The sequence below is a fragment of the Actinomyces respiraculi genome (assembly GCF_014595995.2).
GTDB classification, from domain to species: domain Bacteria; phylum Actinomycetota; class Actinomycetes; order Actinomycetales; family Actinomycetaceae; genus Actinomyces; species Actinomyces respiraculi.
In genome coordinates, this window is sequence record NZ_CP063989.1 from 1255208 (window position 1) to 1280289 (window position 25082).

At 70.7% G+C, this 25082-nt stretch carries 23 protein-coding genes; all 23 read left to right on the forward strand.

All coding sequences use genetic code 11. The features are described from left to right. Window positions 1-159 precede the first annotated feature (159 nt). The 23 genes from ID810_RS05210 to tyrS all read left to right on the forward strand — a co-directional run bounded on the left by ID810_RS05210 (window position 160) and on the right by tyrS (window position 24656). Complete coding sequence (locus ID810_RS05210) at window positions 160-1002, forward strand: TrmH family RNA methyltransferase (RefSeq protein ID WP_166857869.1); 843 nt, start codon at window positions 160-162, stop codon at window positions 1000-1002. 187 nt (window positions 1003-1189) lie between these two features. After that, complete coding sequence (locus ID810_RS05215) at window positions 1190-1954, forward strand: amino acid ABC transporter ATP-binding protein (RefSeq protein ID WP_166857802.1); 765 nt, start codon at window positions 1190-1192, stop codon at window positions 1952-1954. A 147-nt stretch (window positions 1955-2101) separates the two neighbouring features. Beyond that, complete coding sequence (locus ID810_RS05220) at window positions 2102-3076, forward strand: glutamate ABC transporter substrate-binding protein (protein ID WP_166857804.1); 975 nt, start codon at window positions 2102-2104, stop codon at window positions 3074-3076. 118 nt (window positions 3077-3194) lie between these two features. After that, a complete protein-coding gene (locus tag ID810_RS05225; protein WP_166857806.1) occupies window positions 3195-3851 on the forward strand; it encodes an amino acid ABC transporter permease in 657 nt (218 codons plus the stop codon). Next, window positions 3848-4705, forward strand: a complete 858-nt coding sequence (locus ID810_RS05230; RefSeq protein WP_166857808.1) for an amino acid ABC transporter permease — start codon at window positions 3848-3850, stop codon at window positions 4703-4705. The genes ID810_RS05225 and ID810_RS05230 overlap by 4 nt, the downstream gene beginning before the upstream one ends. A gap of 95 nt (window positions 4706-4800) precedes the next feature. Continuing rightward, window positions 4801-5880 (forward strand): inositol-3-phosphate synthase, encoded by a 1080-nt coding sequence (locus ID810_RS05235; protein WP_166857809.1) that lies wholly within the window; start codon window positions 4801-4803, stop codon window positions 5878-5880. Window positions 5881-6020: 140 nt separating this feature from the next. Beyond that, complete coding sequence (gene pheS / locus ID810_RS05240) at window positions 6021-7106, forward strand: phenylalanine--tRNA ligase subunit alpha (protein WP_166857811.1); 1086 nt, start codon at window positions 6021-6023, stop codon at window positions 7104-7106. 1 nt (window position 7107) lies between these two features. After that, entirely contained in the window at window positions 7108-9759 is a 2652-nt protein-coding gene (pheT, locus tag ID810_RS05245; RefSeq protein WP_166857813.1) for a phenylalanine--tRNA ligase subunit beta, read from the forward strand. A 284-nt stretch (window positions 9760-10043) separates the two neighbouring features. Further along, window positions 10044-10535, forward strand: coding sequence for a flavodoxin domain-containing protein (locus ID810_RS05250; RefSeq protein WP_166857815.1), 492 nt, complete (start codon window positions 10044-10046; stop codon window positions 10533-10535). Between the two features lie 88 nt (window positions 10536-10623). Next, the gene (gene argC / locus ID810_RS05255; RefSeq protein ID WP_166857817.1) at window positions 10624-11733 is read left to right on the forward strand and encodes an N-acetyl-gamma-glutamyl-phosphate reductase; all 1110 of its coding nucleotides are present in this window, start codon (window positions 10624-10626) and stop codon (window positions 11731-11733) included. Continuing rightward, window positions 11730-12914 (forward strand): bifunctional glutamate N-acetyltransferase/amino-acid acetyltransferase ArgJ, encoded by a 1185-nt coding sequence (gene argJ / locus ID810_RS05260; RefSeq protein WP_166857819.1) that lies wholly within the window; start codon window positions 11730-11732, stop codon window positions 12912-12914. The genes argC and argJ overlap by 4 nt, the downstream gene beginning before the upstream one ends. A gap of 55 nt (window positions 12915-12969) precedes the next feature. Beyond that, a complete protein-coding gene (argB, locus tag ID810_RS05265) occupies window positions 12970-13893 on the forward strand; it encodes an acetylglutamate kinase (RefSeq protein WP_166857821.1) in 924 nt (307 codons plus the stop codon). Further along, complete coding sequence (locus tag ID810_RS05270; protein ID WP_166857823.1) at window positions 13890-15155, forward strand: acetylornithine transaminase; 1266 nt, start codon at window positions 13890-13892, stop codon at window positions 15153-15155. Before argB ends, ID810_RS05270 begins: the two co-directional genes overlap by 4 nt. Then, entirely contained in the window at window positions 15152-15706 is a 555-nt protein-coding gene (locus tag ID810_RS05275; RefSeq protein WP_166857825.1) for an arginine repressor, read from the forward strand. Before ID810_RS05270 ends, ID810_RS05275 begins: the two co-directional genes overlap by 4 nt. A gap of 93 nt (window positions 15707-15799) precedes the next feature. Next, window positions 15800-17023, forward strand: a complete 1224-nt coding sequence (locus ID810_RS05280) for an argininosuccinate synthase (RefSeq protein ID WP_166857827.1) — start codon at window positions 15800-15802, stop codon at window positions 17021-17023. Window positions 17024-17236: 213 nt separating this feature from the next. Next, a complete protein-coding gene (locus ID810_RS05285; RefSeq protein WP_235931614.1) occupies window positions 17237-18664 on the forward strand; it encodes an O-antigen ligase family protein in 1428 nt (475 codons plus the stop codon). Between the two features lie 108 nt (window positions 18665-18772). After that, the gene (gene argH / locus ID810_RS05290) at window positions 18773-20338 is read left to right on the forward strand and encodes an argininosuccinate lyase (protein WP_166857828.1); all 1566 of its coding nucleotides are present in this window, start codon (window positions 18773-18775) and stop codon (window positions 20336-20338) included. A 20-nt stretch (window positions 20339-20358) separates the two neighbouring features. Beyond that, window positions 20359-21042 carry a DNA-3-methyladenine glycosylase gene (locus tag ID810_RS05295; RefSeq protein WP_166857873.1) on the forward strand — a complete coding sequence of 228 codons (684 nt, stop codon included), beginning with the start codon at window positions 20359-20361 and terminating at the stop codon, window positions 21040-21042. After that, a complete protein-coding gene (locus ID810_RS05300; RefSeq protein ID WP_166857831.1) occupies window positions 21042-21656 on the forward strand; it encodes a class I SAM-dependent methyltransferase in 615 nt (204 codons plus the stop codon). Before ID810_RS05295 ends, ID810_RS05300 begins: the two co-directional genes overlap by 1 nt. Then, window positions 21653-22333, forward strand: coding sequence for an endonuclease III domain-containing protein (locus ID810_RS05305; RefSeq protein WP_166857833.1), 681 nt, complete (start codon window positions 21653-21655; stop codon window positions 22331-22333). The genes ID810_RS05300 and ID810_RS05305 overlap by 4 nt, the downstream gene beginning before the upstream one ends. Window positions 22334-22574: 241 nt before the next feature. Continuing rightward, window positions 22575-22829: a type II toxin-antitoxin system Phd/YefM family antitoxin gene (locus ID810_RS12650; protein ID WP_166857835.1), complete on the forward strand. Its 255-nt coding sequence runs from the start codon at window positions 22575-22577 to the stop codon at window positions 22827-22829. After that, window positions 22826-23236: a type II toxin-antitoxin system VapC family toxin gene (locus ID810_RS05315; RefSeq protein ID WP_166857837.1), complete on the forward strand. Its 411-nt coding sequence runs from the start codon at window positions 22826-22828 to the stop codon at window positions 23234-23236. The genes ID810_RS12650 and ID810_RS05315 overlap by 4 nt, the downstream gene beginning before the upstream one ends. A gap of 154 nt (window positions 23237-23390) precedes the next feature. Continuing rightward, entirely contained in the window at window positions 23391-24656 is a 1266-nt protein-coding gene (gene tyrS / locus ID810_RS05320; protein WP_166857839.1) for a tyrosine--tRNA ligase, read from the forward strand. Window positions 24657-25082 lie beyond the last annotated feature (426 nt).

Below are 25082 nucleotides of genomic sequence, written 5' to 3' on the forward strand. Positions count from 1 at the left end.
GTCCCCGGGACGGGCCGGCGGTGCTGCTCGTGCCTGAGGCCAACTGCTCGTGCCTGAGGCCAACTGCTCGTGCCTGTGCCGCTGCTGGGCCGGCGGTCCCGTACCCTCGCTGCCATGACTAAGCGCACCGATGGCAGCACCTGGATTCCCGGCATCGCGATGCCCCGCCCCGAGGGGGCGCGCGCCCCGCGTCGCGACGTCATCGACAACCCCGGCTCCCAGCGCGTCACCCGCGTTGCCGCCCTCGCCCGCCGGGGCCAGCGCACCCGCCACGGCCGCTTCCTCGTTGAGGGCCCGCAGGGCGTGCGCGAGGCTGTCGCCCATGTGCCCGCGCATGTCCTCGACCTCTACGTCACCGAGGCGGCTGCCCAGCGTCACGTCGGCCTCCTCGACCAGGCCCACGCCGCGCGCCTGTACGTCCACCGCGTCACCGACCAGGTGATGGCCGCCATGAGCACCGACGCCCAGGGACTGCTCGCCGTCGTCTCCACCGAGGCGCTGGCCCGAACCGCCGGCCTTGACGAGGTGCTGGCCGGCGCCCGGCTCGTCGCCGTCCTCACCGAGGCCCAGGACCCCGGCAACGCCGGCACCATCATCCGGGCCGCTGACGCCGCCGGGGCCGACGCCGTCCTCCTGGCCCGCGGCAGCGTCGAGGTCACCAACCCCAAGGTTGTGCGTGCCACCGCCGGCAGCCTCTTCCACCTGCCCGTCATCAGCGGCCTGGAGCTCACCGAGGTCGTCGAGGCCCTGCACACGGCCGGGTTGACGGTCCTGGCGGCCGACGCGCACGGGGAGCACGACCTGTTCGAGGTCGACGCCCTGCTGGCGCAGCCGAGCGCCTGGCTGCTGGGCAACGAGGCTCGGGGCCTGGGGCCCGAGGCCCTGTCCCAGGCGGACGCCGTCGTCGCCATCCCTGTCTTCGGGTCCGCCGAGTCCCTCAACGTCTCGACCGCTGCAGCCGTGTGCCTCTACGCCTCCGCGCGTGCCCAGTATGCGGGCTGAGCAACCACGGGGTTGACGCGCCCGCCCGCACGACTGCTAGCGTCAGGGCGTCCAGAACAGCCGTGTGTGCGGAGCATCTCCGCACCGCACCTCTGAGGGAGGGAACTCGTGCGCTCGCGAATGTGTTGCTGTCACTGTCACTGACAGTTCCAGCCCCATTCGCCCACGACCTCAGAAAGAGGCGACCGTGACCGCACCCCAGCCCACCCCGGCCGGACACCCGCTCGTCCGCCTCAGCCACGTGACCAAGCGCTTCGGCAGTTTCACGGCCCTGGATGACGTCAGCCTGGATGTCAACGCCGGTGAGGTCGTCGTCGTCATTGGGGCCTCCGGCTCGGGCAAGTCCACCCTGTGCCGCACGATCAACCGGCTCGAGACCATCGACTCGGGCACCATCGAGATCGACGGCGAGCGCCTGCCCGAGGAGGGCAAGGACCTGGCCCGCCTGCGCGCCGAGGTCGGGATGGTCTTCCAGTCCTTCAACCTCTTCCCACACCGCACGGTCCTGGACAACATCACGCTCGCCCCCATGCGGGTGCGCCGCGTGCCCCGGGCACAGGCCGAGGCGCGCGCCCGCGAGCTCCTCGAGCGCGTCGGTCTGGCCGACCAGGCCTCCAAGCGTCCCACCCAGCTCTCCGGCGGGCAGCAGCAGCGCGTCGCCATCGCCCGCGCCCTGGCCATGGACCCCAAGGTCATGCTTTTCGACGAACCTACGAGCGCCCTGGACCCGGAGATGATCAACGAGGTCCTCGACGTCATCAAGGACCTCGCCTCCAGCGGCATGACGATGCTCGTCGTCACCCACGAGATGGGCTTCGCCCGCTCGGTCGCGGACCGCGTCGTCTTCATGGACGAGGGGCAGATCGTCGAGGACGCCGCCCCCGAGCAGTTCTTCACCGCCCCCGCCACGCAGCGCGCACGCGACTTCCTGTCGAAGATCCTCAGTCACTGACCCCGCCGGGTGCCCACGGCCCGCCGACGGCGCCCGCCCGACCACCTCGGCCGTCGGCCCCACGCCGCCGGACCTTCCGGAACCGGGACGCCACCAGACGCCCCGCGCCCTGACGGGCCTCGGCCCGTCGCCACGAAAGGAGTCCTCATGGCGAACCTCAACCGCCGCACCCTGCTCACCGCCTCCGGCGCCCTGTCGCTGGCCGCCGTCCTGGCTGCCTGCGCTGACACGGGTGCGGACGGCCAGGCCGTCTCCGCGTCCACCGACGGGGGCTTCGCGGCGTCGGCCGGCTACGACACGGCCATCAGCTCGGGGCCGGTCGCTGCGGATGATGTCGTCGCCGCCTCCGCCTGGGCCAGCGCCGTGAAGCAGGCCGGTGTCCTGCGCGTCGGAGGGGTCAAGACCTCCCAGGTCTTCTCCCTCGAGGACCCGGCCACCGGCAAGGTCGCCGGCTTCGACGCCGCCCTGTCCCAGGCCCTGGCCCGCTACATCCTCGGCGGCGACGACCCCTACGCGCTCACCGAGCTCACCGTCGTGACCTCCGACACCCGTGAGACGCTCCTGGAGAACGGTTCCGTGGACGCCGTCTTCGCGACCTACACCATCACTCCGGCACGCGCCGAGAAGATCTCCTTCGCCGGCCCCTACTACTCCTCCGGCCAGGCGGTGCTCGTGCGCGCCGAGAACACGGGGATCACGGGGGTCGACACCCTGGCGGGCCGTACGGTCGCCGTGCAGTCCAACTCCTCCTCCGGCCCGGCTCTGGACGAGGCCGCCCCCGAGGCCCAGCAGGTCCAGTTCGAGGCGCACACGGACTGCGTGGCCGCCCTGGAGGCCGGGCAGGTCGAGGCCTACGTCGTCGATCACTCGCTGCTGCTGAGCACGCTGCTGGGCAACGACGGCCTGAAGATCGTGGGCGAGCCCTTCACGCAGGACCCCTATGGCATTGGCCTGCCCAAGGGCTCCGACGCCCAGGCCTTCGTCAACACCTTCCTCACGACCATCGAGTCCGACGGCACATGGGAGGCGATCTGGCGGGCCACCATCGGCACCGTGCTGGATGAGTCCGAGGCGCCCGAGCCCCCGGCGATCGGCTCCGTGCCCGGCTCCGAGCCGGCCTGATCCGCCCCGTCGTCGGCCCCGCCCCGGTGGTGGGGCCGACGACGACGCCCCGGCGCCACCGGTGCCTGCACCCACCACCCGCCGATGACCCCACCCACCGATGAGCAGGAGCCACCCCGTGAACGTCATCACCGACAACCTCGCCGCGCTCGCCGGGGGACTGGGACTCACGCTCGTCCTGGCCCTGTGCGCTTACGCCGGGGCCCTGCTGCTGGGCACCCTCATCGCCGTGTGCCGAGTGAGCCCGGTGCCGCCCCTTAGGGCGCTGGGGGCTGTGTGGGTCAACGTGGCCTGCAACATCCCGGTGCTGTGCCTCATGATCCTCTTCGCCTTCGGGCTGCCCCGCGCGGGTGTGCACTTCTCGCTCTTCGGGGCGGCCGTGGGGGCACTGGTCCTGTCGGCCTCCGGCTTCGTATGCGAGACGGTGCGCTCGGGCATCAACTCCGTACCCCGGGGCCAGATCGAGGCCGCTCGCGCCCTCGGGCTGCCCTTCGGCCTCATCATCACCCAGATCGTGCTGCCCCAGGCCCTGGCCCGCACGGTCCAGCCACTGGTCAACATCCTCATCTCCTGCCTCATCGGCTCCTCCCTGGCCGCGGCCATCGGGGTGCCCGAGCTGACCAACATCACCCAGCAGCTCAACCTGCGTTACGCCGAGGCGGTCGTCACCTTCCTCACCTCCGGCCTGACGTACCTTGTCATCGCCTTCGGCGCCACCAAGCTCGGCGGACTGCTCGAACAACGCCTGGCGAGCGTCAAGGGGGTGCGCGCATGAGCATCGCGTCCCGGCTCTCAGGGCCCGCACCGCGTGCGGCGGCCACGGATGCCGCGCTCCTGTTCGACGCGCCCGGCCCCCGGGGGCGTCGCCGGATCGCCCTGGCCTCCGTCGTCGTCACGGCCGTCCTGCTGGGGCTGTTGGCCGCCGGTGCCTGGCAGCTGTGGCGCGCCGGTCAGCTGGAGTACCCGAACTGGCGCTACTTCCTGGGCCGGTCCATCGTCACCTACCTGGCCCGCGCCCTGGGCGACACCCTGCTCGTCACGGCTGTCGGCGCCCTGCTGTCCTTCCCGCTCGGCGTTGGGCTCGGGTGGCTGCGCCTGTCGCGTCACCGGCTGGTGCGGGTGGTGGTCGGCACGTGGATCGACGCCATGCGCGCGGTGCCGATGCTGCTGCTCATCTACTTCTTCCTGCTGGCCGTGCCCCGCTGGGGCCTGACGCTGCCGTCCTTCTGGATGCTCACCGTCCCCATCGTCATGTGCGTCTCCGCGACGACGGCGGAGGTCTTCCGCTCCGGCGTGCTCGCCCTGGACCGCGGCCAGCGTGAGGCGGCCCAGGCGCTGGGCATGGGGGAGGGGCTGACGATGCGTCTCGTGCTGGCCCCGCAGGCGCTGCGCCTCATGCTGCCCACGCTCATCACCCAGCTCGTGACGATCCTCAAGGACACGTCGCTGGGCTACGTGGTGGCCTACGGCGAGCTCATGTACAGCGCGCGCCTGCTGTCGAACTCCGCTCAGGCCCTGCACCGCCTGGACGTCTACCTGCCGGCCTACCTCATCGTCGCCCTGCTCTTTGTCGCCATCAACTGGCTCCTGGGTGCGATGGCGCGCCGGGTTGAGAATCACACGCGCTGACTCGGGCCGTATATCGCACGCGCGAGGCAGGCAGGTGACTAAAGTCGCGTTTGTCATGTCCGCGCCCGACCTGCACAGGTCGATAAGGAGAATATATGAGCCAGGTTCGTGTCGCCATCGTCGGAGTGGGCAACTGCGCCTCGTCACTCGTTCAGGGTGTCACCCACTACGCCGATGCCAAGCCGGAGGACACCGTCGGCGGCCTCATGCACGTCCAGTTCGGCGACTACCACGTCTCGGACATCGAGTTCGTGGCCGCCTTCGACGTCGATGCCGCCAAGGTCGGGCTCGACCTCGCCGAGGCCATCAACGCCTCGGAGAACAACACCATCGAGATCGCCGACGTCGCTCACACCGGCGTGAAGGTCCAGCGCGGCGTCACCCTCGACGGCTTCGGCAAGTACTACCGCGAGACCGTCAAGGAGTCCGAGCGTGAGCCGGTCGACGTCGTCCAGGCCCTCAAGGACGCCCAGGTCGACGTCGTCGTCTCCTACCTGCCCGTGGGCTCGGAGGAGGCCGACCGCTACTACGCCCAGTGCGCCATCGACGCCGGCTGCGCCTTCGTCAACTGCCTGCCGGTCTTCATCGCCTCCGACCCGGTGTGGGCCCAGAAGTTCACCGACGCCGGCCTGCCGATCATCGGCGACGACATCAAGTCCCAGATCGGCGCCACCATCACCCACCGGGTGCTTGCCCGCCTCTTCGAGGAGCGCGGCATCACCATCGACCGCACCTACCAGCTCAACGTCGGCGGCAACATGGACTTCAAGAACATGCTCGAGCGCGAGCGTCTGATGTCCAAGAAGATCTCCAAGACCCAGGCGGTCACCTCCAACGTCTCGACGCAGTTCGCCGAGAAGGACATCCACGTCGGCCCGTCGGACTACGTCGGCTGGCTCGACGACCGCAAGTTCGCCTTCGTGCGCCTGGAGGGACGCAACTTCGGCGGCGCCCCCGTCAGCCTGGAGTACAAGCTCGAGGTCTGGGACTCCCCGAACTCCGCCGGCGTCGTCATCGACGCCATCCGGGCGGCCAAGATCGGTCTGGACCGAGGCATCGGCGGCCCGCTGCTGTCCCCGTCCTCCTTCTTCATGAAGTCCCCGCCCGAGCAGCGCCCCGACGAGCGGGCCATGGACTCCACCGAGGCCTTCATCCTCGGCGAGGTTGAGCGCTGAGGTGTGCCCCCGGGCCGCGGCACCATCCCTGCCGCGGCCCGGGAAGCCCGGAAGGCCCTGAGACGATTTCAGGCCCCCACGTGGCCGGGACTACCCTGGCGGGCAGACGACCATCGTCACACACCCAGGGAAGGTGAGAGATGACTGACGCACCGGGCGCGCTGTCGCCATTGGACGAGGCGGGGATCCATGCTCTCGTCGACCAGGCCCTGGCCGCCGTCGCCGACGCCGCGAACCTCGGCGCCCTCAAGGAGGTGCGGATCGCCTACACCGGTGACGCCTCCGTCCTGGCCCTGACCAACAGGGGCATCGGAGCCCTCGACCCGGCGGACAAGCCGACGGCGGGACGTCTGCTGGGCGGAGCCCGAGCCCGTCTCAACGCGGCACTGGCGGCACGTCAGGAGGTGCTGGAGGCCGAGGCCGAGGCGACGATGCTCGCCACCGAGGCCGTCGACGTCACCATCCCCACGGACCGCGACCCCGTGGGCTCGCGCCACCCGCTCGACGTCCTCATCGACGAGGTCTCCGACTTCTTCGTCTCCATGGGCTGGTCCATTGCCGAGGGCCCCGAGGTCGAGCACGAGTGGTTCGACTTCGACGCCCTCAACTTCGACGCCGACCACCCGGCCCGCCAGATGCAAGACACCTTCTACGTCGACGGCGCCAGCGTCGGCGCGGCCGAGGGCACGAGCGCCAACCTCGTGCTGCGCACCCACACCTCCCCAGTCCAGGCGCGCGTCATGCTCGACCAGGACCCGCCCCTGTACGTGGCCTGCCCCGGCAGGGTCTTCCGCTCCGACGAGCTCGACGCCACCCACACGCCCGTCTTCCACCAGGTCGAGGGCCTGGCCGTGGACAAGGGCCTGACGATGGCCCACCTCAAGGGCACCCTCGACCACTTCGCCCGCGCGATGTTCGGCCCCGAGGCCCGCACACGCCTGCGCCCCTCCTTCTTCCCCTTCACCGAGCCCAGTGCCGAGATGGACCTGTGGTTCCCGCAGAAGAAGGGAGGCCCCGGCTGGATCGAGTGGGGTGGCTGCGGCATGGTCAACCCCAACGTGCTCATCGCCTGTGGCATCGACCCGGAGGTCTACACCGGCTTCGCCTTCGGCATGGGCCTGGAGCGCACCCTCATGCTGCGCCACGGCATCGCCGACATGCACGACATCGTCGAGGGTGACATCCGCTTCTCCCAGCAGTTCGGCACCACCGGAAAGGGGAACTGACATGCCCTACGTCCCGATCGAGTGGCTGCGCGAGCACGTCGACGTCCCCGCCTCCACCACCGCCGAGCAGCTGGCCGCGGACCTGGTGCGCGTGGGCCTGGAGGAGGAGCGGATCGTTCCTCCCGCCATCACCGGCCCCCTCGTCGTGGGCAAGGTCCTGAGCCGTCAGGCCAAGGAGCAGTCCAACGGCAAGGTCATCAACTACTGCCGGGTCGACGTCGGCGAGCACAATGACGCCCCCGGCACCGGTAAGGAGCCCAGCGACCTGCCCAGCCGCGGCATCGTGTGCGGCGCCCACAACTTCGACGTCGGCGACACGGTGGTCGTGTCCCTGCCCGGGGCGGTCCTTCCCGGGGGCTTCGCCATCGCGGCCCGCAAGACCTACGGTCACATCTCCGACGGCATGATCTGCTCGGCCCGTGAGCTGGGCATCGGCGAGGACCACGACGGCATCATCGTCCTGGATGAGTGGCTGGCCGAGCACGGGCACGACGGCGAGGAGCTGCCCGCGCCGGGCACCAACGCCCTGGGGTTGCTGGGCCTGGGCGAGGAGATCCTGGAGATCAACATCACCCCGGACCGCGGCTACTGCTTCTCCATGCGAGGCGTCGCGCGCGAGTACTCCCACGCCACCGGTGCCCGTTTCCGCGACCCGGCCGACGCCTCCGACACGGCCCTGTTCCCGCACGGCGTGAGCGAGGGCAGCGAGGATGGCTTCCCCGTCGTCGTCGCCGAGGACACCCACCCGATTCACGGCCGTGCCGGCTGCGACCGCTACGTGGCCCGCGTCGTGCGCGGCATCGACCCCGCCGCCCAGTCCCCGACGTGGATGCGCGATCGCCTGACCGCGGCCGGCATGCGCCCCATCAGCCTGGCCGTTGACGTGACGAACTACGTCATGCTCGACCTGGGCCAGCCCCTGCACGCCTTCGACCTTGGCCGCTTGAACGCGCCGGTGGTCGTGCGCCGTGCCCGGCCGGGGGAGAGCCTCACCTTCCTCGACGAGGTCACCCGCACGCTCGACGTCGAGGACCTCGTCATCTGCGACTCTCCCGACGGCGAGGGCTCGCGCGCCCTCGTGCTCGCCGGCGTCTTCGGCGGCGCCGAGACCGAGGTCAGCGCGATCACCACGGACGTGCTCATCGAGGCCGCCCACTTCGACGCCGTCTCCGTCGCCCGCTCCGCCCGCCGCTACCGCCTGCCCACCGAGTCCTCCAAGCGCAACGAGCGCGGGGTGGACACGGCCCTGGCCGCTGTGGCCGCCCAGCGCGCGGTGGACCTGCTGGTCGAGTACGGCGGGGGCACTGCCGACGACGCCGCCACGGACATCAACCGCACGGTGGCGCCGCAGCCCATGATGGTGCGTGCCGACGCCGCCGAGCGTCTGACGGGCGTGGCCTACGGCACCCAGCGCGTGAGCGAGCTCCTGCGCGCCATCGGCTGCACCGTCGTCGGGGCGGGCCAGGACGAGCAGGGCCACGACCTGCTGTCCGTCACGCCGCCCACGTGGCGCCCGGACCTCGTGGGGGCCGCCCACCTGGCCGAGGAGGTTGCCCGCCTCGACGGCTACGACCGCATCCCGGTCATCATTCCGACGGCGAGCGCCGGCACGGGCCTGACGCTGCGCCAGCGTGCGCGCCGCGACGTCGTGCGCGCTCTGACCGCTGCGGGCCTGACCCAGGTGCTCTCCTACCCCTTCGTTGGTGACGTGCACGAGCGTCTGGAGATCCCGGCTGAGGATCCGCGTCGTCGTGCGCTGCGCCTGGCCAACCCGCTGGCGGAGGACGCGCCGCTCATGCGCACCTCGGTCATCGACTCGCTGGTGGAGACCGCCCGCCGCAACGTCTCGCGTGGTCTGGAGGACGTGGCCCTGTACGAGGTCGGCACGGTGACGCTGCCCGAGGGCACGGTTCCGGCGCCGATCCCGGGCACCAGGCAGCGCCCCACCGTCGAGGAGGTGCGGGCCCTTGAGGCGGGGACTCCTTACCAGCCGACGCACGTCGGTGTCGTTCTCGCGGGTGAGCGCGAGCGCGCGGGTGTGCTGGGTGCGTCTCGCGTGTGGGACTGGGCTGACGCCCTTCAGATCGTGCGGACGGTGGCCGCGGCCCTCGGCGTCGCGGTCGAGGTGCATGCCCCCGAGCAGCCGTACGCGCCCCTCCACCCGGGGCGCACCGCTGAGGTGCGTCTTGCCTCCGTGCGCCGGGGCAGGGATCTCGTTGCCGGGGCCGTCGTCGCCCATGTGGGAGAGCTGCACCCGCGTGTGGTGCGCGAGCTGGGCCTGCCGGCGCGCGCCTGCGTCGCCGAGATCGACCTTGAGCCCCTGCTGGCCGCTGTTGAGGGGGCGGGGGTGCTCCAGGTCAGCCCGGTGCTCACCTTCCCGCCCGCCAAGGAGGACGTCGCCCTCGTCGTCGACGAGGGGGTCCCGGCCTCCGAGGTGGAGGCGGTGGTGCGCCAGGCGGCGGGCGACCTCGTGGAGGAGGTGCGTCTGTTTGACGTCTTCAGGGGTGAGCAGGTCGGTGAGGGCCGCAAGTCCCTGGCCTTCTCCCTGCGCCTGCGTGGGGACCACACGCTGACCGCCGAGGAGATTTCTGCGGTACGCAAGCGGATCGTCAAGCGGGCTGCTAAGCGCCTGGGTGCCGAGTTGCGCGCCTGACGGACCGGCCGTGACGCCTGAGTCTGACGCGGTGGTGTTACTCGCCAGAAAGGATGGTGGGGGCGCGTGAAGGGACCGCACGGGGGGTCTCGGACGTACGCCTGGTGGCTCGCCTCTTCGACGGGGCAGCGCTACGGCGGCCCTCGTCATCGCCGCCGGCGCCATGGTGGCGCTGCTGGTGGGCGACGTGCGCGCCATCCCCGCTCCCCGCCACTGGCGCGACGTGTCGTAGCCGAGCGCGCATACCGTTCCACGCACCGGCCTGTCGTGGTCATACTGTGCCCATGAGAATTCTCCTGACCTCCTCGTCCCGCCACGGCTCGACCGACGAGATCGCCTCCGTCATCGCGGAGCACCTGCGCGCGGGCGGCCTGGAGGTTGACGTCAAGCGTCCGGAGGCCGTTGACGACGTCGAGGGCTATGACGCCTTCATCCTGGGCAGCGCCATCTACATGACGCACTGGACCCAGGAGGCGACGGATTTCACCAAGCGCTTCCTCATGCAGTTGTCGACCAAGCCCGTGTGGGCCTTCTCCGTGGGGCTGTCGGGCCTGCCGCAGGGCAAGATCTCGGACCCTCAGCGCATTGGCCCGGTCCTGCTGTCGCTCGACGTCAAGAACCACGTGACCTTCGCGGGCCGCTTCGACCCGACGCGCCTGAACCTGCGTGAGCGCACGATCGCCCGACTGGGGGGCGCCACCGAGGGCGACAACGTGGACGCGGAGGCCGTGCGCGCCTGGGCGGACACGATCCGCGCGGAGCTGACGGGCGCCTGAGCCTGCATCACAGCGCTGTGACGAAGCCGACGCCTGGCGGAGCCCATCGCCGTTCGTATGTCTATGCAATAGCACGTATGATTAATGTGTGACGTGGACGGTGGCGGTCGCAGGTGCGACCGGTTACGCAGGAGGAGAGATCCTCCGCCTTCTCAGCGGCCACCCCGAGATCGAGATCGGCGCCCTGACCGCCGGCTCCTCGGCCGGAGCCCTTCTCGGTGAGCACCACCCCCACCTGCTCTCCCTCGCCCAGCGTCGCGTCGAGCCCACCGACGTCGAGCGCCTGGCGGAGCACGACGTCGTCGTCCTCGCCCTGCCCCACGGTGCCTCCGGTGAGCTCGCCGCCGCCCTCGAGGCGTATACCGCCTCCACGGCCCGCACCCCCCTGCTCATCGACTGCGGCGCCGACCACCGCCTCACCAGCGCCGAGGCCTGGCAGGCCTTCTACGGCGGGGACTACGCCGAGCCCTGGACCTACGGCATGCCCGAGCTCCTCCACTCAGGCGAGACCACCGCCCGCGCCCAGCGCGCCGCCCTCGCCTCGACCCGGCGCATTGCCGTCCCCGGCTGCAATGTCACTGCCGTGACCCTGGCAGCCCAGCCCGGCGCCGCGGCCGGTCTCATCGACACCAGCCAGCTCACCGCCGTCCTCGCCGTCGGCTACTCCGGGGCCGGCAAGACGCTCAACCCGCACCTGGCCGCAGCGGCGGCCCTCGGCTCCGCCCAGCCCTACGCCGTCGGCGGCACCCACCGCCACATCCCCGAGATCATCCAGAACCTCGAGGTCGCAGGCGTCGAGGCGGGCACCACCAGGCTGTCCCTCACCCCGGTCCTCGTGCCCATGAGCCGCGGCATCCTCGCCACCGTCACCGCCCCCGTCGCCGAGCCCGTGCTCCACAGCGAGCACCCCGACGAGATCCTGCGCTCGGCCTGGCAGGAGGCCTACGGCGCACCCGGTGAGGCCGAGCCCCTCATCCACCTCCTACCCGAGGGGGTCTGGCCCACAACCGGCACGGTCACCGGATCCGGCCTGGCCACTGTCCAGGTCGCCTACGACCGAGGCGCCGGTGTTGCCGTCGTGATGTGCGCCATCGACAACCTCGGCAAGGGCACCGCCAGCGCCGCCGTCCAGTCACTCAACCTCGCCCTCGGCCTGCCCGAGACCACGGGTGTCATCACGGAAGGGGTCACGCCGTGAGCGTGACCGCAGCACAGGGCTTTCGCGCCGCCGGCGTGTGCGCGGGCCTCAAGGCCTCAGGCCGTCCCGACCTCGCCCTCGTCGTCAACGACGGCCCCCTGGACGTCGCCACCGGGGTCTTCACCACCAACCGCGTCGTCGCCGCACCCGTGACCTTCTCGCGTGCCGCCGTCGCCGACGGGCACGCCCGCGCCATCATCCTCAACTCCGGCTGCGCCAACGCCTGCACCGGCGCCCAGGGCAGCGCCGACACCGCCGCCACCGCCGCGCGCGCCGCCGAGCTTCTTGGCCTTCCCGTCCCCACGGACGTCCTCGTGTGCTCCACCGGCGTCATCGGCCACACCCTCGACATGCAGGCCCTCCTGGCGGGCACCGCCGCCGCCGTGGACGCCCTGGCCTCCACGCCCCAGGCCGGCCGCGACGCCGCCACGGCCATCATGACTACGGACACGGTCTCCAAGGAGGACGCCCTCACCCTGGTCACCTCCGACGGCGTCACCTGGAGCCTGGGCGGGATGATCAAGGGCGTCGGGATGCTCGCTCCCGGGCTGGCCACCATGCTGTGCGTCCTCACTACGGACGCCGTCATCGACCCGGACACCGCGCGCGACGCCCTCGCGCACGCCACCGCCCGCACCGTCAACCGCGTCAACTCCGACGGTTGCATGTCCACCAATGACACCGTCCTGCTGCTCGCCTCCGGCGCCTGCGGCGCCACACCCAGCCGCAGCGAGCTCGATGCCGCCCTCACCGAGATCCTCGGCCTGCTCGGGCGCCGCCTGGTCGCCGACGCCGAGGGCGCCACCCACGACATCGCCATCACCGTCAGCGGGGCCGTGAGCGAGGCCGCCGCGGAGGCCGCCGCCCGTTCCGTGGCCTCCTCCAACCTTCTCAAGTGCGCCGTCGCGGGCGAGGACCCCAACTGGGGCCGCGTGCTGTCCCAGCTCGGCACCGTGCCCGCCGAGGTCTGCCCCTTCGACCCCGACGAGGTGGACGTCGCCATCAACGGCGTGACGGTCTTCAGCCACGGCGGTCTCGGCCAGGACCCGGCAACCGTGGACATGACCCCGCGCGAGACCCGCATCGACATCACCCTCGCCGAGGGCGGCGCCGAGGCGACGGTGTGGACCAACGACCTCACCCACGGCTACGTCACCATCAACGCCGACTACCACACCTGAGCGGCGGGCCGTCCGACCCTCACCGCACCGCCCACCACCGCGCACGAGAGCACCCATGAGCACCACGATCACCCCCACCCAGAAGGCGGCTGTCCTGCTGGAGGCCATGCCCTGGCTGCGCGCCTACACGGGCGCCACCATCGTCATCAAGTACGGCGGCAACGCCATGGTCGACGACACGCTCAAGCGCGCCTTCGCCGACGACGTCCTCTTCCTGCACCAGGTGGGCCTGCGCCCCGTCGTCGTCCACGGCGGCGGACCCCAGATCAACGACATGCTCCGCCGCCTGGGCATCGAGTCCCAGTTCCGCGGCGGCCTGCGCGTGACCACCCCCGAGGTCATGGACGTTGTGCGCATGGTGCTCACCGGCTCCGTCCAGCGCGAGCTCGTCTCCCTGCTCAACGTCTCCGGTTCCGCCGCCGTCGGCATCTCCGGGGAGGACGGCGGCCTGCTGCGCGCCCGTCAGCGTCTGGCCACCATCGACGGCGAGAGCGTCGACGTCGGGCTTGTCGGCGACGTCGTCGAGGTCGACCCCCGGGCCCTCAACGACCTGCTCGACCAGGGGCGGATCCCCGTCATCTCCTCCGTCGCCCCCGTCTTCTCCGACACCACGACCGTCCTCAATGTCAACGCGGACACGGCGGCCGCCGCCGTCGCCATCGCCCTGAGGGCGCAGAAACTCATCATGCTCACCGACGTCGAGGGCCTGTACTCCAACTGGCCGGACAGGTCCTCCCTCGTCTCGCGCATCGGCACCGACGCCCTTGAGGCCCTCCTGCCCGAGCTCGAGTCCGGCATGATCCCCAAGATGGAGGCCTGCCTGCGGGCCGTGCGCGGGGGAGTGGGACAGGCCCACGTCGTCGACGGCCGCCGGCCGCACTCCATGCTGCTGGAGATCGTGACGGACGACGGCGTCGGCACCGTCATCTACCCCGAGCACTCCACGAGCGCGCATGACGCAGAGGCAGACGTCCTATGAGCACCACACCCCAGAGCCCGGCCCCTACCGGGATGTACACGCCCGGCGACTCGAGCGCCTGGAGCCAGCGCTATGCCGACGCCGTGATGAACACCTTCGGCGCGCCCCAGCGAGTCCTCGTGCGCGGCGAGGGCGCCCGCGTCTGGGACGACGAGGGCCGTCAGTACACGGACCTGTTGGCCGGCATCGCCGTCAACTGTCTCGGCCACGCCCACCCTGCCGTCGTCGACGCCGTCACCGGGCAGCTGTCCACCCTCGGCCACGTCTCCAACCTCTTCACCACCCCGGCCCAGGTCGAGCTCGCCGAAACCCTCATCGCCCTCGTCTACCCCGGCCTGAGTGCTGCCGAGAGCCGGGTCTTCCTGGCCAACTCCGGCACCGAGGCCAACGAGACGGCCTTCAAGATCGCCCGCCGCCACGGTGGCGCCGACAGGCCCCGTGTCCTGGCCCTGGAGAACTCCTTCCACGGACGCACCATGGGGGCGCTGGCTCTCACCCACAAGGCCGCCTACCGCGAGCCCTTCGAGCCGCTGCCCGGCGGGGGCGAGTTCGTGCCCGCCGACGCCGACACCCTGCGCGCCGCCATGGGCGAGGACGTCGCGGCGCTCATCGTCGAGCCCATCCAGGGTGAGGCGGGAGTCCGCCCGCTGCCCGAGGGTCTGCTCGCCACCGCCCGCGAGATCACCCGTGAGGCCGGAGCCCTGCTCATCGTCGACGAGGTACAGACCGGCATGGGGCGCTGCGGCGCCTGGATGGCTCACCACCTGCTCGCCCCCGGCATCATCCCCGACGTCGTCACCCTCGCCAAGGGCTTGGGCGGCGGAGTGCCCATCGGTGCCGTCGTCGCCACCGGGCAGGCGGCGCACCTGCTGGGACCCGGCCAGCACGGCACGACTTTCGGCGGCAACCCCGTGTGCGCCGCCGCGGCGCTCGCCGTCATCCGCACCCTGCGCGACGAGCACCTGCCCGAGCGTGCCGCCGCCCTGGGGCGGCGCTGGTCCGAGCAGCTCGCGGCCCTGCCCGGGGTCAGCGAGGTGCGCGGATCCGGCCTGCTGCTCGGTGTCGCCCTCGAGGAGGCCGTGGGCCACGCCGCCGAGGTCCGCGACGAGCTCATGGACCGCGGGTTCATCGTCAATGCGCCACGCCCCGACACCCTGCGACTGGCCCCACCGCTCATCCTGAGCGACGCCGACGCCGACGCCTTCTCCCAGGTGCTGGGCGAAGTCCTCACGTCCCGAACGACCCGAGAGGCCCGCGCATGAGCGACAGCACCTCCTTCGCCCCCCAGACCAAGGCCGCGCGTCACGCGCTCATCGTCCAGATCCTCGGCAAGGAGCGCATCCACTCCCAGGCCGAGCTGCGTGACGCGCTCGTCGCACGTGGGGTGAGCACCACCCAGGCGACGCTCTCGCGCGATCTCGTCGAGCTGCGCGCCACCAAGGTCCGGGCCTCGGGCGGCACCCAGGTCTACGCGATCCCGGAGGCCGGCGCGCCCGGCCAGGTGCACGGCGCCGTGCTGAGCAGCGGCGACGATGCGACCGCCCACACCTCCGCCCGGCTCGCCCGCTGGTGCGCGGACCTGCTCGTGACCGCCGAGTGGGCCGGTCCTCAGCTCGTCCTGCGCACCCCCGCCGGCGGCGCCCAGCTGCTCGCCAGCGCGGTTGACGACGCGATGATCCCGGGCGTGCTCGGCTGCATCGCCGGCGACGACACCGTCCTGGTCATCACCCGCTCCCAGCAGACCGCCGCCGACCTGGCCGCGCACCTGCTGAGCCTGGCGGAGCCCGCCCAGCGCTGCCCTGACCGGCCCTGACCCGGTACTCCCTCATCCCCCATCGCTCCCCTTACCCGAACCGACCCCAGCCGGGCCCCCGCCCGTCCTGACCCACCACGAAGGAAGAGAAACATGAGCGCTCACAAGGACCGCGTCGTCCTCGCGTACTCCGGAGGACTGGACACCTCCGTCGCGATCGGATGGATCGGCGAGCAGACGGGCCGAGAGGTCATCACGGTCGCCGTCGACGTCGGCCAGGGCGGCGAGGACCTCGAGGTCATCCGTCAGCGGGCCCTGGACTGCGGCGCCGTCGAGGCCTACGTGGCCGACGCCCGCGACGAGTTCGCCAACGAGTACTGCATGCCCGCGCTCAAGGCCAACGCCCTGTACGAGGGCCGCTACCCGCTTGTGTCCGCCCTCTCGCGCCCCGTCATCGCTAAGCACCTGGTGCGGGCGGCCCGCGAGTTCGGCGCCTCGACCGTCGCCCATGGCTGCACCGGCAAGGGCAACGACCAGGTCCGCTTTGAGGTCGCCATCACCTCCATGGCGCCCGACATGGACTGCATCTCGCCGGTGCGCGACCTCGCCCTGACCCGCGACGTCGCCATCGACTACGCGGAGAAGCACGGGCTGCCCATCGAGACGACGAAGCACAACCCCTTCTCCATCGACCAGAACGTCTGGGGCCGCGCCATCGAGACGGGCTTCCTCGAGGACCTGTGGAACGCCCCCACGAAGGACGTCTACACCTACACGGATGACCCGACCTACCCGCCGCTGCCGGACGAGGTCGTCATCCACTTCGAGCAGGGCGTGCCCACCGCCATCGACGGCACACCGGTCACCCCGCTCCAGGCCATCCAGGAGCTCAACCGCCGCGCCGGCACCCAGGGCGTGGGGCGCATCGACATGGTTGAGGACCGCCTGGTCGGCATCAAGTCCCGTGAGATCTACGAGGCCCCCGGCGCCGTGGCCCTCATCGAGGCGCACCAGGCCCTGGAGTCCGTCACGCTTGAGCGCATGCAGCACCGTTACAAGCGGCAGATGGAGCAGACCTGGGCGGAGCTGGTCTACGAGGCCCAGTGGTACTCGCCGCTCAAGCGGTCGATGGACGCCTTCATCGAGGACACGCAGCGTCACGTGACCGGCGACATCCGCATGGTCCTGCACGGTGGGCGCGCCGTCGTCAACGGACGCCGGACGGATACCGGCCTGTACGACTTCAACCTCGCGACCTACGACTCGGGCGACACCTTCGACCAGTCCTCCTCGCGCGGCTTCATCGAGATCTACGGCATGCAGTCCACGCTTGCGGCCGCTCGCGACGTGCGTCTGGGGCTGGACACCGGCTACTGAGTTGTGTGAGTCGAGGCCAGCGGTTGAGCTCCCATTGGCCAGCAGCTACCGACGTCGTCGGCAGCGCCCTGGGTGCGCCCGGAGCGCTGCCGACGGCGCCGCAACACCCATGCTCTTGCGTGCCGGTTGCGTAACCGTCGCCTGTGTGTGCGGGTACGCAAGGCCACTGAAACGCGCCCAAGAGTGTCCAGATTCCGGTGCTACGTTGCGGTTATGAGTCAGTCGATGAGTATCCGGCAGCTCCTGCTGCCTGAGTCACCACCACGCCTCACGCTCATGCCTGCCATGGGGACCTGGGCCTTCTTTCTGACTTTCGCAGGCCAGTCGGTTCGCAACCTGGTGGGCTGGACCTCCTTCGGCCTGATCTCTGCGGCCAGCGGCCTTCTGCTGCTTTTGGTCTTCCTGCGTGAGGGGCACCACGTGCAGTGGCGCGCCCTGCCCACCACTATCGGCCTGTACGTGGTGCTGTGCTCACTGAGCATCATCTGGTCCGCCTATCCGGCCGAGACGGCGCTGGCCTCCATACTGATGATTGCCACCACCGCCGTAGGCGTTTTGCTGGCCTGTGGCCTTTCGCTACGGCAGATGACTGACGCGCTTAGCCGTGCTTTGGAAGCCACCCTGGTGCTCAGTGTCCTGCTGGAGCTCTACGTCGCCTTGGTACTGCGCCATCCGCTGGCCCCGCTGTACATGCGCGGCTGGGAGGAAGTGCCAGTGACCTACTACTGGGTCTACGGAGACATCCTCCGCGGCGGCCCCATCCAAGGCATCGTCGGAAACCGCAACCCCCTGGCGTTTATCGCTCTACTGACTCTCCTGTGCATCGCCGTGCGCTGGGCTGACCGGCGGGTCAAGCCTGTTGGCCTAGTCGTGTGGAGCTCACTGTCTCTGCTGATCCTCGTCCTGACCAACTCCGCCACCGTCTGGGTGGCCGCCGTGGTGTGTGTGGCCGTCATGGGCTATCTGTGGCTCATGCGCCACGTACCCGTGCGCTTGCGCGCCTGGGTGGTCACCGCTGCCGTGACCATGATCGTGGCCCTGGCCGCTGCGGCGCTGGGCTGGTACTCCCAGCTGATCGGCCTGCTGGGCCGCACCGAGTCAATGAGCGTGCGCTGGGAGATCTGGAAGGCCGTGCTCTCCCTGTGGCAGGAGCACACCATCCTGGGCTGGGGCTGGATCATGTATTGGATCCCCTGGCTGCCCGTGTTCTCTACGATCCTGGTGCGACCCGACGGCACGCCGACCATGAACGCTCACAACGCGTACATCGAAGCCCTATTCCAGACCGGTGTGGTAGGCGGCGCCCTGATCGTGGTGATCGTCTGCGTGATGGTCTACCGCTCTTTCCGCTTGGCCGAGCGCCACCTGAACTCTGAAGCCTCCGTAGTGCTGCCCGCCCTGGTGATGACCGCCTTGGTCATGCAGTCATTCACCGAGTCCAGGCTCCTGAGTGAAGGCAACTGGGTGGTGCTGTGTGCCTTGGGCACCTGGTTGGGGCTGAACCGCACCGTGGAGGAGCGCAAGCGTCCGCAGGCATCCGCCACCACGCTGCCGCAACTTCGCACTGAGCGCCACAGCTCGCGTCACCCAGGCCGACGCTTCACCGGAGCGGGCGGGCACTCCAGCCAACTGCGCCGTTAAGCCCACGTAGACCGCAGGCGGCCGGACTGCGCTTGTGCCAGCCGGCCAACTGGACCACGTTGCTCAACGACGGCGACCACAGTCCTACCGATAAGCCATGATGGGCCCATGAGCAGCGAGCCCCAGCACGACGTAGCCTCCACCTCACCAGCCGCCAAGGCCCCCGCAGACATCAGCCTGTGGGGCGGTCGCTTCTCCGGCGGCCCGGCCGATGCCCTGGCGGCACTGAGCGTGTCCACCCACTTCGACTGGCGCCTGGCCCGCTACGACATCGCCGGCTCGCGCGCCCACGCCCGCGCCCTGTCCGCCGCCGCTCTGCTCGACGAGGCTCAGCTTGCCGCCATGCTTGAGGCCCTGGACCGCCTCGAGGACGACGTCGTCTCCGGTGCCTTCGCCCCCACCCCGGCGGACGAGGACGTCCACACGGCGCTTGAGCGAGGCCTCATCGAGCGTGCCGGGGCGGACCTGGGCGGGCGCCTACGCGCCGGACGCTCGCGCAACGACCAGATCGCCACGCTCATCCGCATGTACCTGCGCGACCAGGCACGCCACATCGCCGGGCTCGTGCTCGACGTCGTCGACGCCCTGGTCAACCAGGCGGCGCGCGCGGGGGAGGCGATCATGCCGGGGCGCACCCATATGCAGCACGCCCAGCCCGTGCTCGTCGCCCACCACCTGCTCGCCCACGCCTGGCCGCTCATGCGCGACGTCGAACGTCTGGAGGACTGGGACGCGCGCGCCGCGGTCTCGCCCTACGGCTCCGGCGCCCTGGCGGGCAACACGCTCGGGATGGACCCCGACGCCGTCGCCGCCGACCTCGGCTTCAACGCCTCCGTGGAGAACTCCATCGACGGCACCTCCGCCCGCGACGTGGTGGCCGAGATGACCTTCATCCTGGCGATGACCGCCGTGAACGTCTCGCGCCTGAGCGAGGAGATCATCATCTGGAACACGAAGGAGTTCGGCTTCGTCACCCTGGACGACTCCTACTCCACGGGCTCGTCGATCATGCCCCAGAAGAAGAACCCGGACGTCGCCGAGCTCGCCCGCGGCAAGGCCGGGCGCCTCATCGGTGACCTCACGGGCCTGCTCGCCACCCTCAAGGCCCTGCCGCTGGCCTACGACCGCGACCTGCAGGAGGACAAGGAGCCGGTCTTCGACGCCCTCGACACCCTCTCGGTCCTCCTGCCCGCGGTGGCTGGCATGGTCGAGACGATGACGCTGCACCTTAAGCGGATGGCCGAGCTCGCCCCGCAGGGCTTCTCCCTGGCCACGGACGTCGCCGAGTGGCTCGTGACGCAGGGCGTGCCCTTCCGCGAGGCGCACGAGATCTCGGGGGCCTGCGTACGCGAGTGCGAGGAGCGAGGCATCGAGCTGTGGGAGCTCAGCGATGAGGACTTCACGCACATCGACGCGCGCCTGACACCCGGGGTGCGCCAGGTCCTGTCCGCCGCCGGCTCGGTAGCGGCACGACGCGGCCACGGCGGCACCGCCCCGGTGCGCGTCGTCGAGCAGCTCGCCCGGGCGATTGAGCACAGCGCCGAGCTGAGGGTCTTCTCCTGGGAGGGCTCGCTCCTCGACGGACCGGCCGGGCCGGGTGCCGATGGCGGCACGATGCAGGGCACCGACGACCCCGCGGACGCCCCGGGAGCGGGTGCGGAGCCGGAGGACTGACGGTGAGTGCGGAGCCCGGGATCCGGCCGCAGGGGGCCGGCCTGGATGAGGAGACACGGCGGGTCCTGGCCCTCGACTCCCTGGAGGCGGCCCCGCGGCTCCTCGGGGCGGTCTTCTCCGCCACCGCCCCCGAGGGAACTGTCTCGGTGCGCCTGACCGAGGTGGAGGCCTACCGCGGCGAGGAGGACCCGGGGTCCCACGCCTTTCGTGGGCGCACGGCCCGCAACGCGTCGATGTTCGCCGAGGCCGGGACGGTCTACGTCTACTTCACTTACGGGATGCACCACTGCGTCAACGTCGTCACCGGGCCTGAGGGCGTGTCCCGCGCCGTGCTGCTGCGCGGCGGTGAGGTGGTTGAGGGACTCGATCTGGCGCGATCGCGCCGGTCGGCGGCACGCACCGACCGGGACCTGGCCCGTGGGCCCGCGCGCCTGTGCCAGGCGCTGGGACTCACGCGTGAGGATGACGGCGCCGCGCTGGGCGCGCGCGGTTCTCGCGTAAGCCTGGCTCTGGCCGAGCCCGGCAGCGCCCCGGCGCCGGACGCGATCCGCACGGGAGCGCGCACGGGCGTGGCCGGTCCCGGGGGAGACGGCCAGGCCTTCCCCTGGCGCTTCTGGATCGACGGGGAGCCCACCGTCTCGCCCTACAAGGCCGCCGCCCCCAGGCGAGCCGGGCGCGGGCGCTGCGCGCGGGGAGGGTCGTGATGCCCGGGGACTACTGGAACCACAACACGGCCTTTCACGACGAGCTCGTCGCCGACGCCGCTGCCCGGGGCGGGCGGGCGCTGGACGTCGGCTGCGGGGACGGTCTGCTGCTCCAGCGGCTCGCGGGCGTGTGCGAGGAGGTCGTCGGAGTCGAGGCCGATGCCGCCACCGCGCAGCGCGCCCGTGAGCGTCTGGCCGGGGTCCGCAACGCGGACGTGCACCGCCTGGACGTGCTCGGCGGTGACGTCGTCGGAGCGCTCGGGTGCTTCGAGACGGTGACCTGCGTCGCTGTCCTGCACCACCTGCCGCTGGAGGCCGGGCTGGAGCGCCCGGCGGGGCTTGTGGCGCCCGACGGACGGCTCACGGTTGTCGGGCTCGCCGCGAACGCGAGCGCCTGGGACTGGATCGTCTCGGGGCTGAGCATCCTGCCGATCCGGGTGGCGGGCCGGCTCCACGGCGAGACGCGGGACATCGGCGTGCCCGTCGCGAGGCCCCGCGAGTCCCTGGCGGAGATCCGCCGGGCGGCGGCGCGGATCGTCCCGGGGGCACGGGTGCGGCGCCGCTTCTACTACCGCTACACCCTCACCTGGGACCGGCCCGGAGCGGGCTCGTGACCGTCTCCGGGACCCGGCCCCTGCCGGTCCGACGCGTGCTCGAGCGCCTGCGCCGGGCGCTGGGCGAGGTTGAGCCGTGGCCGGGCCAGTGCGACCTGGAGTACGTGTGCGGCGCCGTTCTTGTGCAGAACACCGCCTGGACGAACGTCCAGCGCGCTCTGGACGCCCTGCGGGAGGCCACCGCCTTCGACGAGCGGCGCCTGCTCGCCCTGGACGACGACGAGCTGAGAACCCTCATCCGTCCCGCCGGCTTCATGAGGGCCAAGTCGGCGACGCTGCGGTCCTGGGCCTCGTGGTCGCTGTCGCCCGCGGGGCGCGGCGCCGAGCACCTGGACGACGACGCCCTGCGCGACGCGCTGCTCGCCCTGCGTGGCATCGGCCCGGAGACCGCCGACGTCATTGCCCTCATGGTCTTTCACCGGCGCCGCTTTATCTTCGACGCCTACGGACGCCGCCTGCTCGCGCAGGCCGGCTACAACGTTGGACGCGGCTACGAGCCGACGCGGCGCGCCCTTGAGGAGCGGATCGACGCCGAGGCGCTGAGTCTGGCCGAGCTCGTCGAGATCCACGGCCTCATCCTCGAGGCGGGAAAGCGGGCCCGGGCGGCCGGAGGCTGGGAGGTCTACGGGCCCAGCATCGGCGTCGCGCCCGGCCAGACGGAGCAGGGCAGGCCCTGAGCACCGTCGCTGAGCGTAGGCCCGGGCGCGGTGGCGTAACGGACATGGTCGACGCCGTCAGGTCGCCGGGTGCGTTGCTGTGCCTCCACAGGCCGGCGAGCAGCTCGGCGTCCCCGCAACCCTCACCCGCCACCTCGCTCGTGCTACTCGGCGGGGGTGGCGTCGCGTCCCTCACCCCGGCGGCGGGACCCACCGTCACACGGCCTTCCAGCGATGTGCTACGTGATGCTACAATCCGTTCGTGGGAGCAGTGCGGATCAGTCAGCGAGATCTGCGAAACGACAGCGCCGTTGTGCTTCGTCGTGTGGAGGCCGGCGAGGAGATGACGGTGACTCGCAGAGGCGTCCCAGTAGCGCGCCTTTCCCCGATCGCCGCCGACGGCGACCTGAGATGCGTCAAGCCCGCCGGAAGCCGCCACAGGTTCTCCGAGCTGCGGCGGGTGCGACTCCAGGAGAGTACCGAGGACCTCCTCGCTGAGATCCGTGACGAGCGATGACGTGGTACCTCGACACCTCAGCGGCTCTCAAGCTCCTGGTGGAGGAGACAGAGTCGGCGGTCCTCGCTCAGAGGATTGACGAGGAGAACGCTGATCTTGTCAGTGCCCTCCTGCTCGAGACCGAGCTGCGCAGGGCAGCCTCACGCAACCGCCGTCTCACTCAGGGGGCCGTCACGGAGTTCCTCGACGGGGTCTCGCTCTATGACATGCCGCGTTCCCTCTACACGGAGGCGGGTCTTGTCGGTGGAGGCAGTTTGCGCTCCTTGGACGCTCTCCATCTCACCGCGGCGATCCGGTGCGGGGCCACGTCCCTGCTCACTTACGACAAGCGTCTCATCGACTCGGCTCGCGACATGGGGGTTCACGTGCTGGCGCCGGGCGCGGGCCCTGCGCTGGACGGCGGTTGATCCGGCTCACGGCGTCGAGCGCACGGCCCGACCACACGGAGGCTGCGCAGGGACACGGGCGCCGGACGTGGCAGACTTGCGGCGCCGGGGCCGTTCTCCCCGGACCCGGGCCACACGGGCCCTCGGGTGTCAACCACGGGAAGGCGACACGATCGTGACCGACGTCCTCGACGAGCTGCAGTGGCGGGGCCTGGTCGCCCAGCACTCCGACATCGACGAGCTCCGCAAGGCTCTCGACGACGGGCCGATCACCTTCTACACCGGCTTCGACCCGACCGCCGCCTCCCTGCACCACGGCCACCTCGTGGCGGTCAAGGTCATGCGCCACCTGCAGATGGCTGGACACCACCCCCTCGCCCTCGTGGGCGGGGCCACGGGGCTCATCGGCGACCCCCGGGCCAAGGGCGAGCGCTCGCTCCACACCAAGGACGTCGTGGCCGGGTGGGCGGCGTCCCTGCAGGCCCAGCTCGAGCACCTGCTCGACTTCGAGGGCGACAACCCCGCACGCATCGTCAACAACCTCGACTGGACCGCCGAGATCAGCGCCATCGACCTGCTGCGCGACCTGGGCAAGCACTTCCGCCTGGGCACGATGCTCTCCAAGGACATCGTCGCGCGCCGCCTTGCCTCCGACGAGGGCATCTCCTACACCGAGTTCAGCTACCAGGTGCTCCAGGCCAACGACTACCTCGAGCTCTACCGCCGCTACGGCTGCACCCTGGAGCTGGGAGGCAATGACCAGTGGGGCAACATCGTCGGCGGCATGGACCTCATCCGCAAGGTCGAGGGCGTGTCCGTCCACGTCATGACGAACCCGCTCATCACCAAGGCCGACGGCACGAAGTTCGGCAAGTCCGAGGGCGGAGCCATCTGGCTGAGCCCGGACATGCTCTCCCCCTACGCCTTCTACCAGTTCTGGCTCCAGGTCGACGACGTGGACGTCGTGCGCTTCCTCAAGGTCTTCACCTTCCTGGGGCGCGAGGAGATCGAGCGCCTGGAGCGTACGACGGCGGAGGTCCCCAAGGCCCGTGAGGCGCAGAAGGTCCTGGCCCGCGCGGTCACGGCCTGGGTCCACGGGGAGAAGGCCGTCGAGGCCGCCGAGGCGGCGACGCAGGCGCTGTGGGGGCGCGGCGAGCTGGCCGCGCTGGACGAGGCAACCGTCCTGGCGGCCACCGCGGACCTGGCGACGGCGGAGCTGCGCGTGGGCCAGTCGACGATCGTCGACCTACTCGTGGCCACCGGCCTGGAGAAGGGCCGTAGTGCCGCCCGAAAAACCGTCGCCGGGGGAGGGGCCTACCTCAACAACGTCAAGGTAGAGGACGAGGACGCCCCGGTGCGCGCGGACCAGCTGCTGGCCGGGGGAGTGGTGCTCGTGCGCAAGGGACGCAGGCAGCTGGCCGCCGCCAGGGTGGCGGGCTGACGGCGTCGTAGTCCGGGCGCGAGAGCCCGATCGGCCGCTGTGACCGGACGCACCGCACCTCGGCTTGACCGTGCAGGTGCGGGCGCATAACATACTCTCCGGCCCAAGCGGTCCGGGTTCGTCCGGGGATGCTTGAGTCGGGTCAACTCAATAGTCGGAGATGGTTCTGAGATGGGGCTCACGGGCTTCTAACTTGATCTTGGGAAATGCTTCGGCTAATGTTGGTCGGGTCGCCTTGAGGGGCTGGCGGGGTGCCGGATGGTTCTTCGTGGCTCTTGTGGGTGTGTTGTTTGAGAACTCGATAGTGTGTCATGTTTTTTATGCCATAGTGGGTGTGTCTGCTGGGCCTGCTTTGTTGTGGGTTTGGTGGGTGTGCTTTGTTTTGTTTTTGGTTTTGCCTGTGCCTGCCTCTGTGTTTGTGGGGGT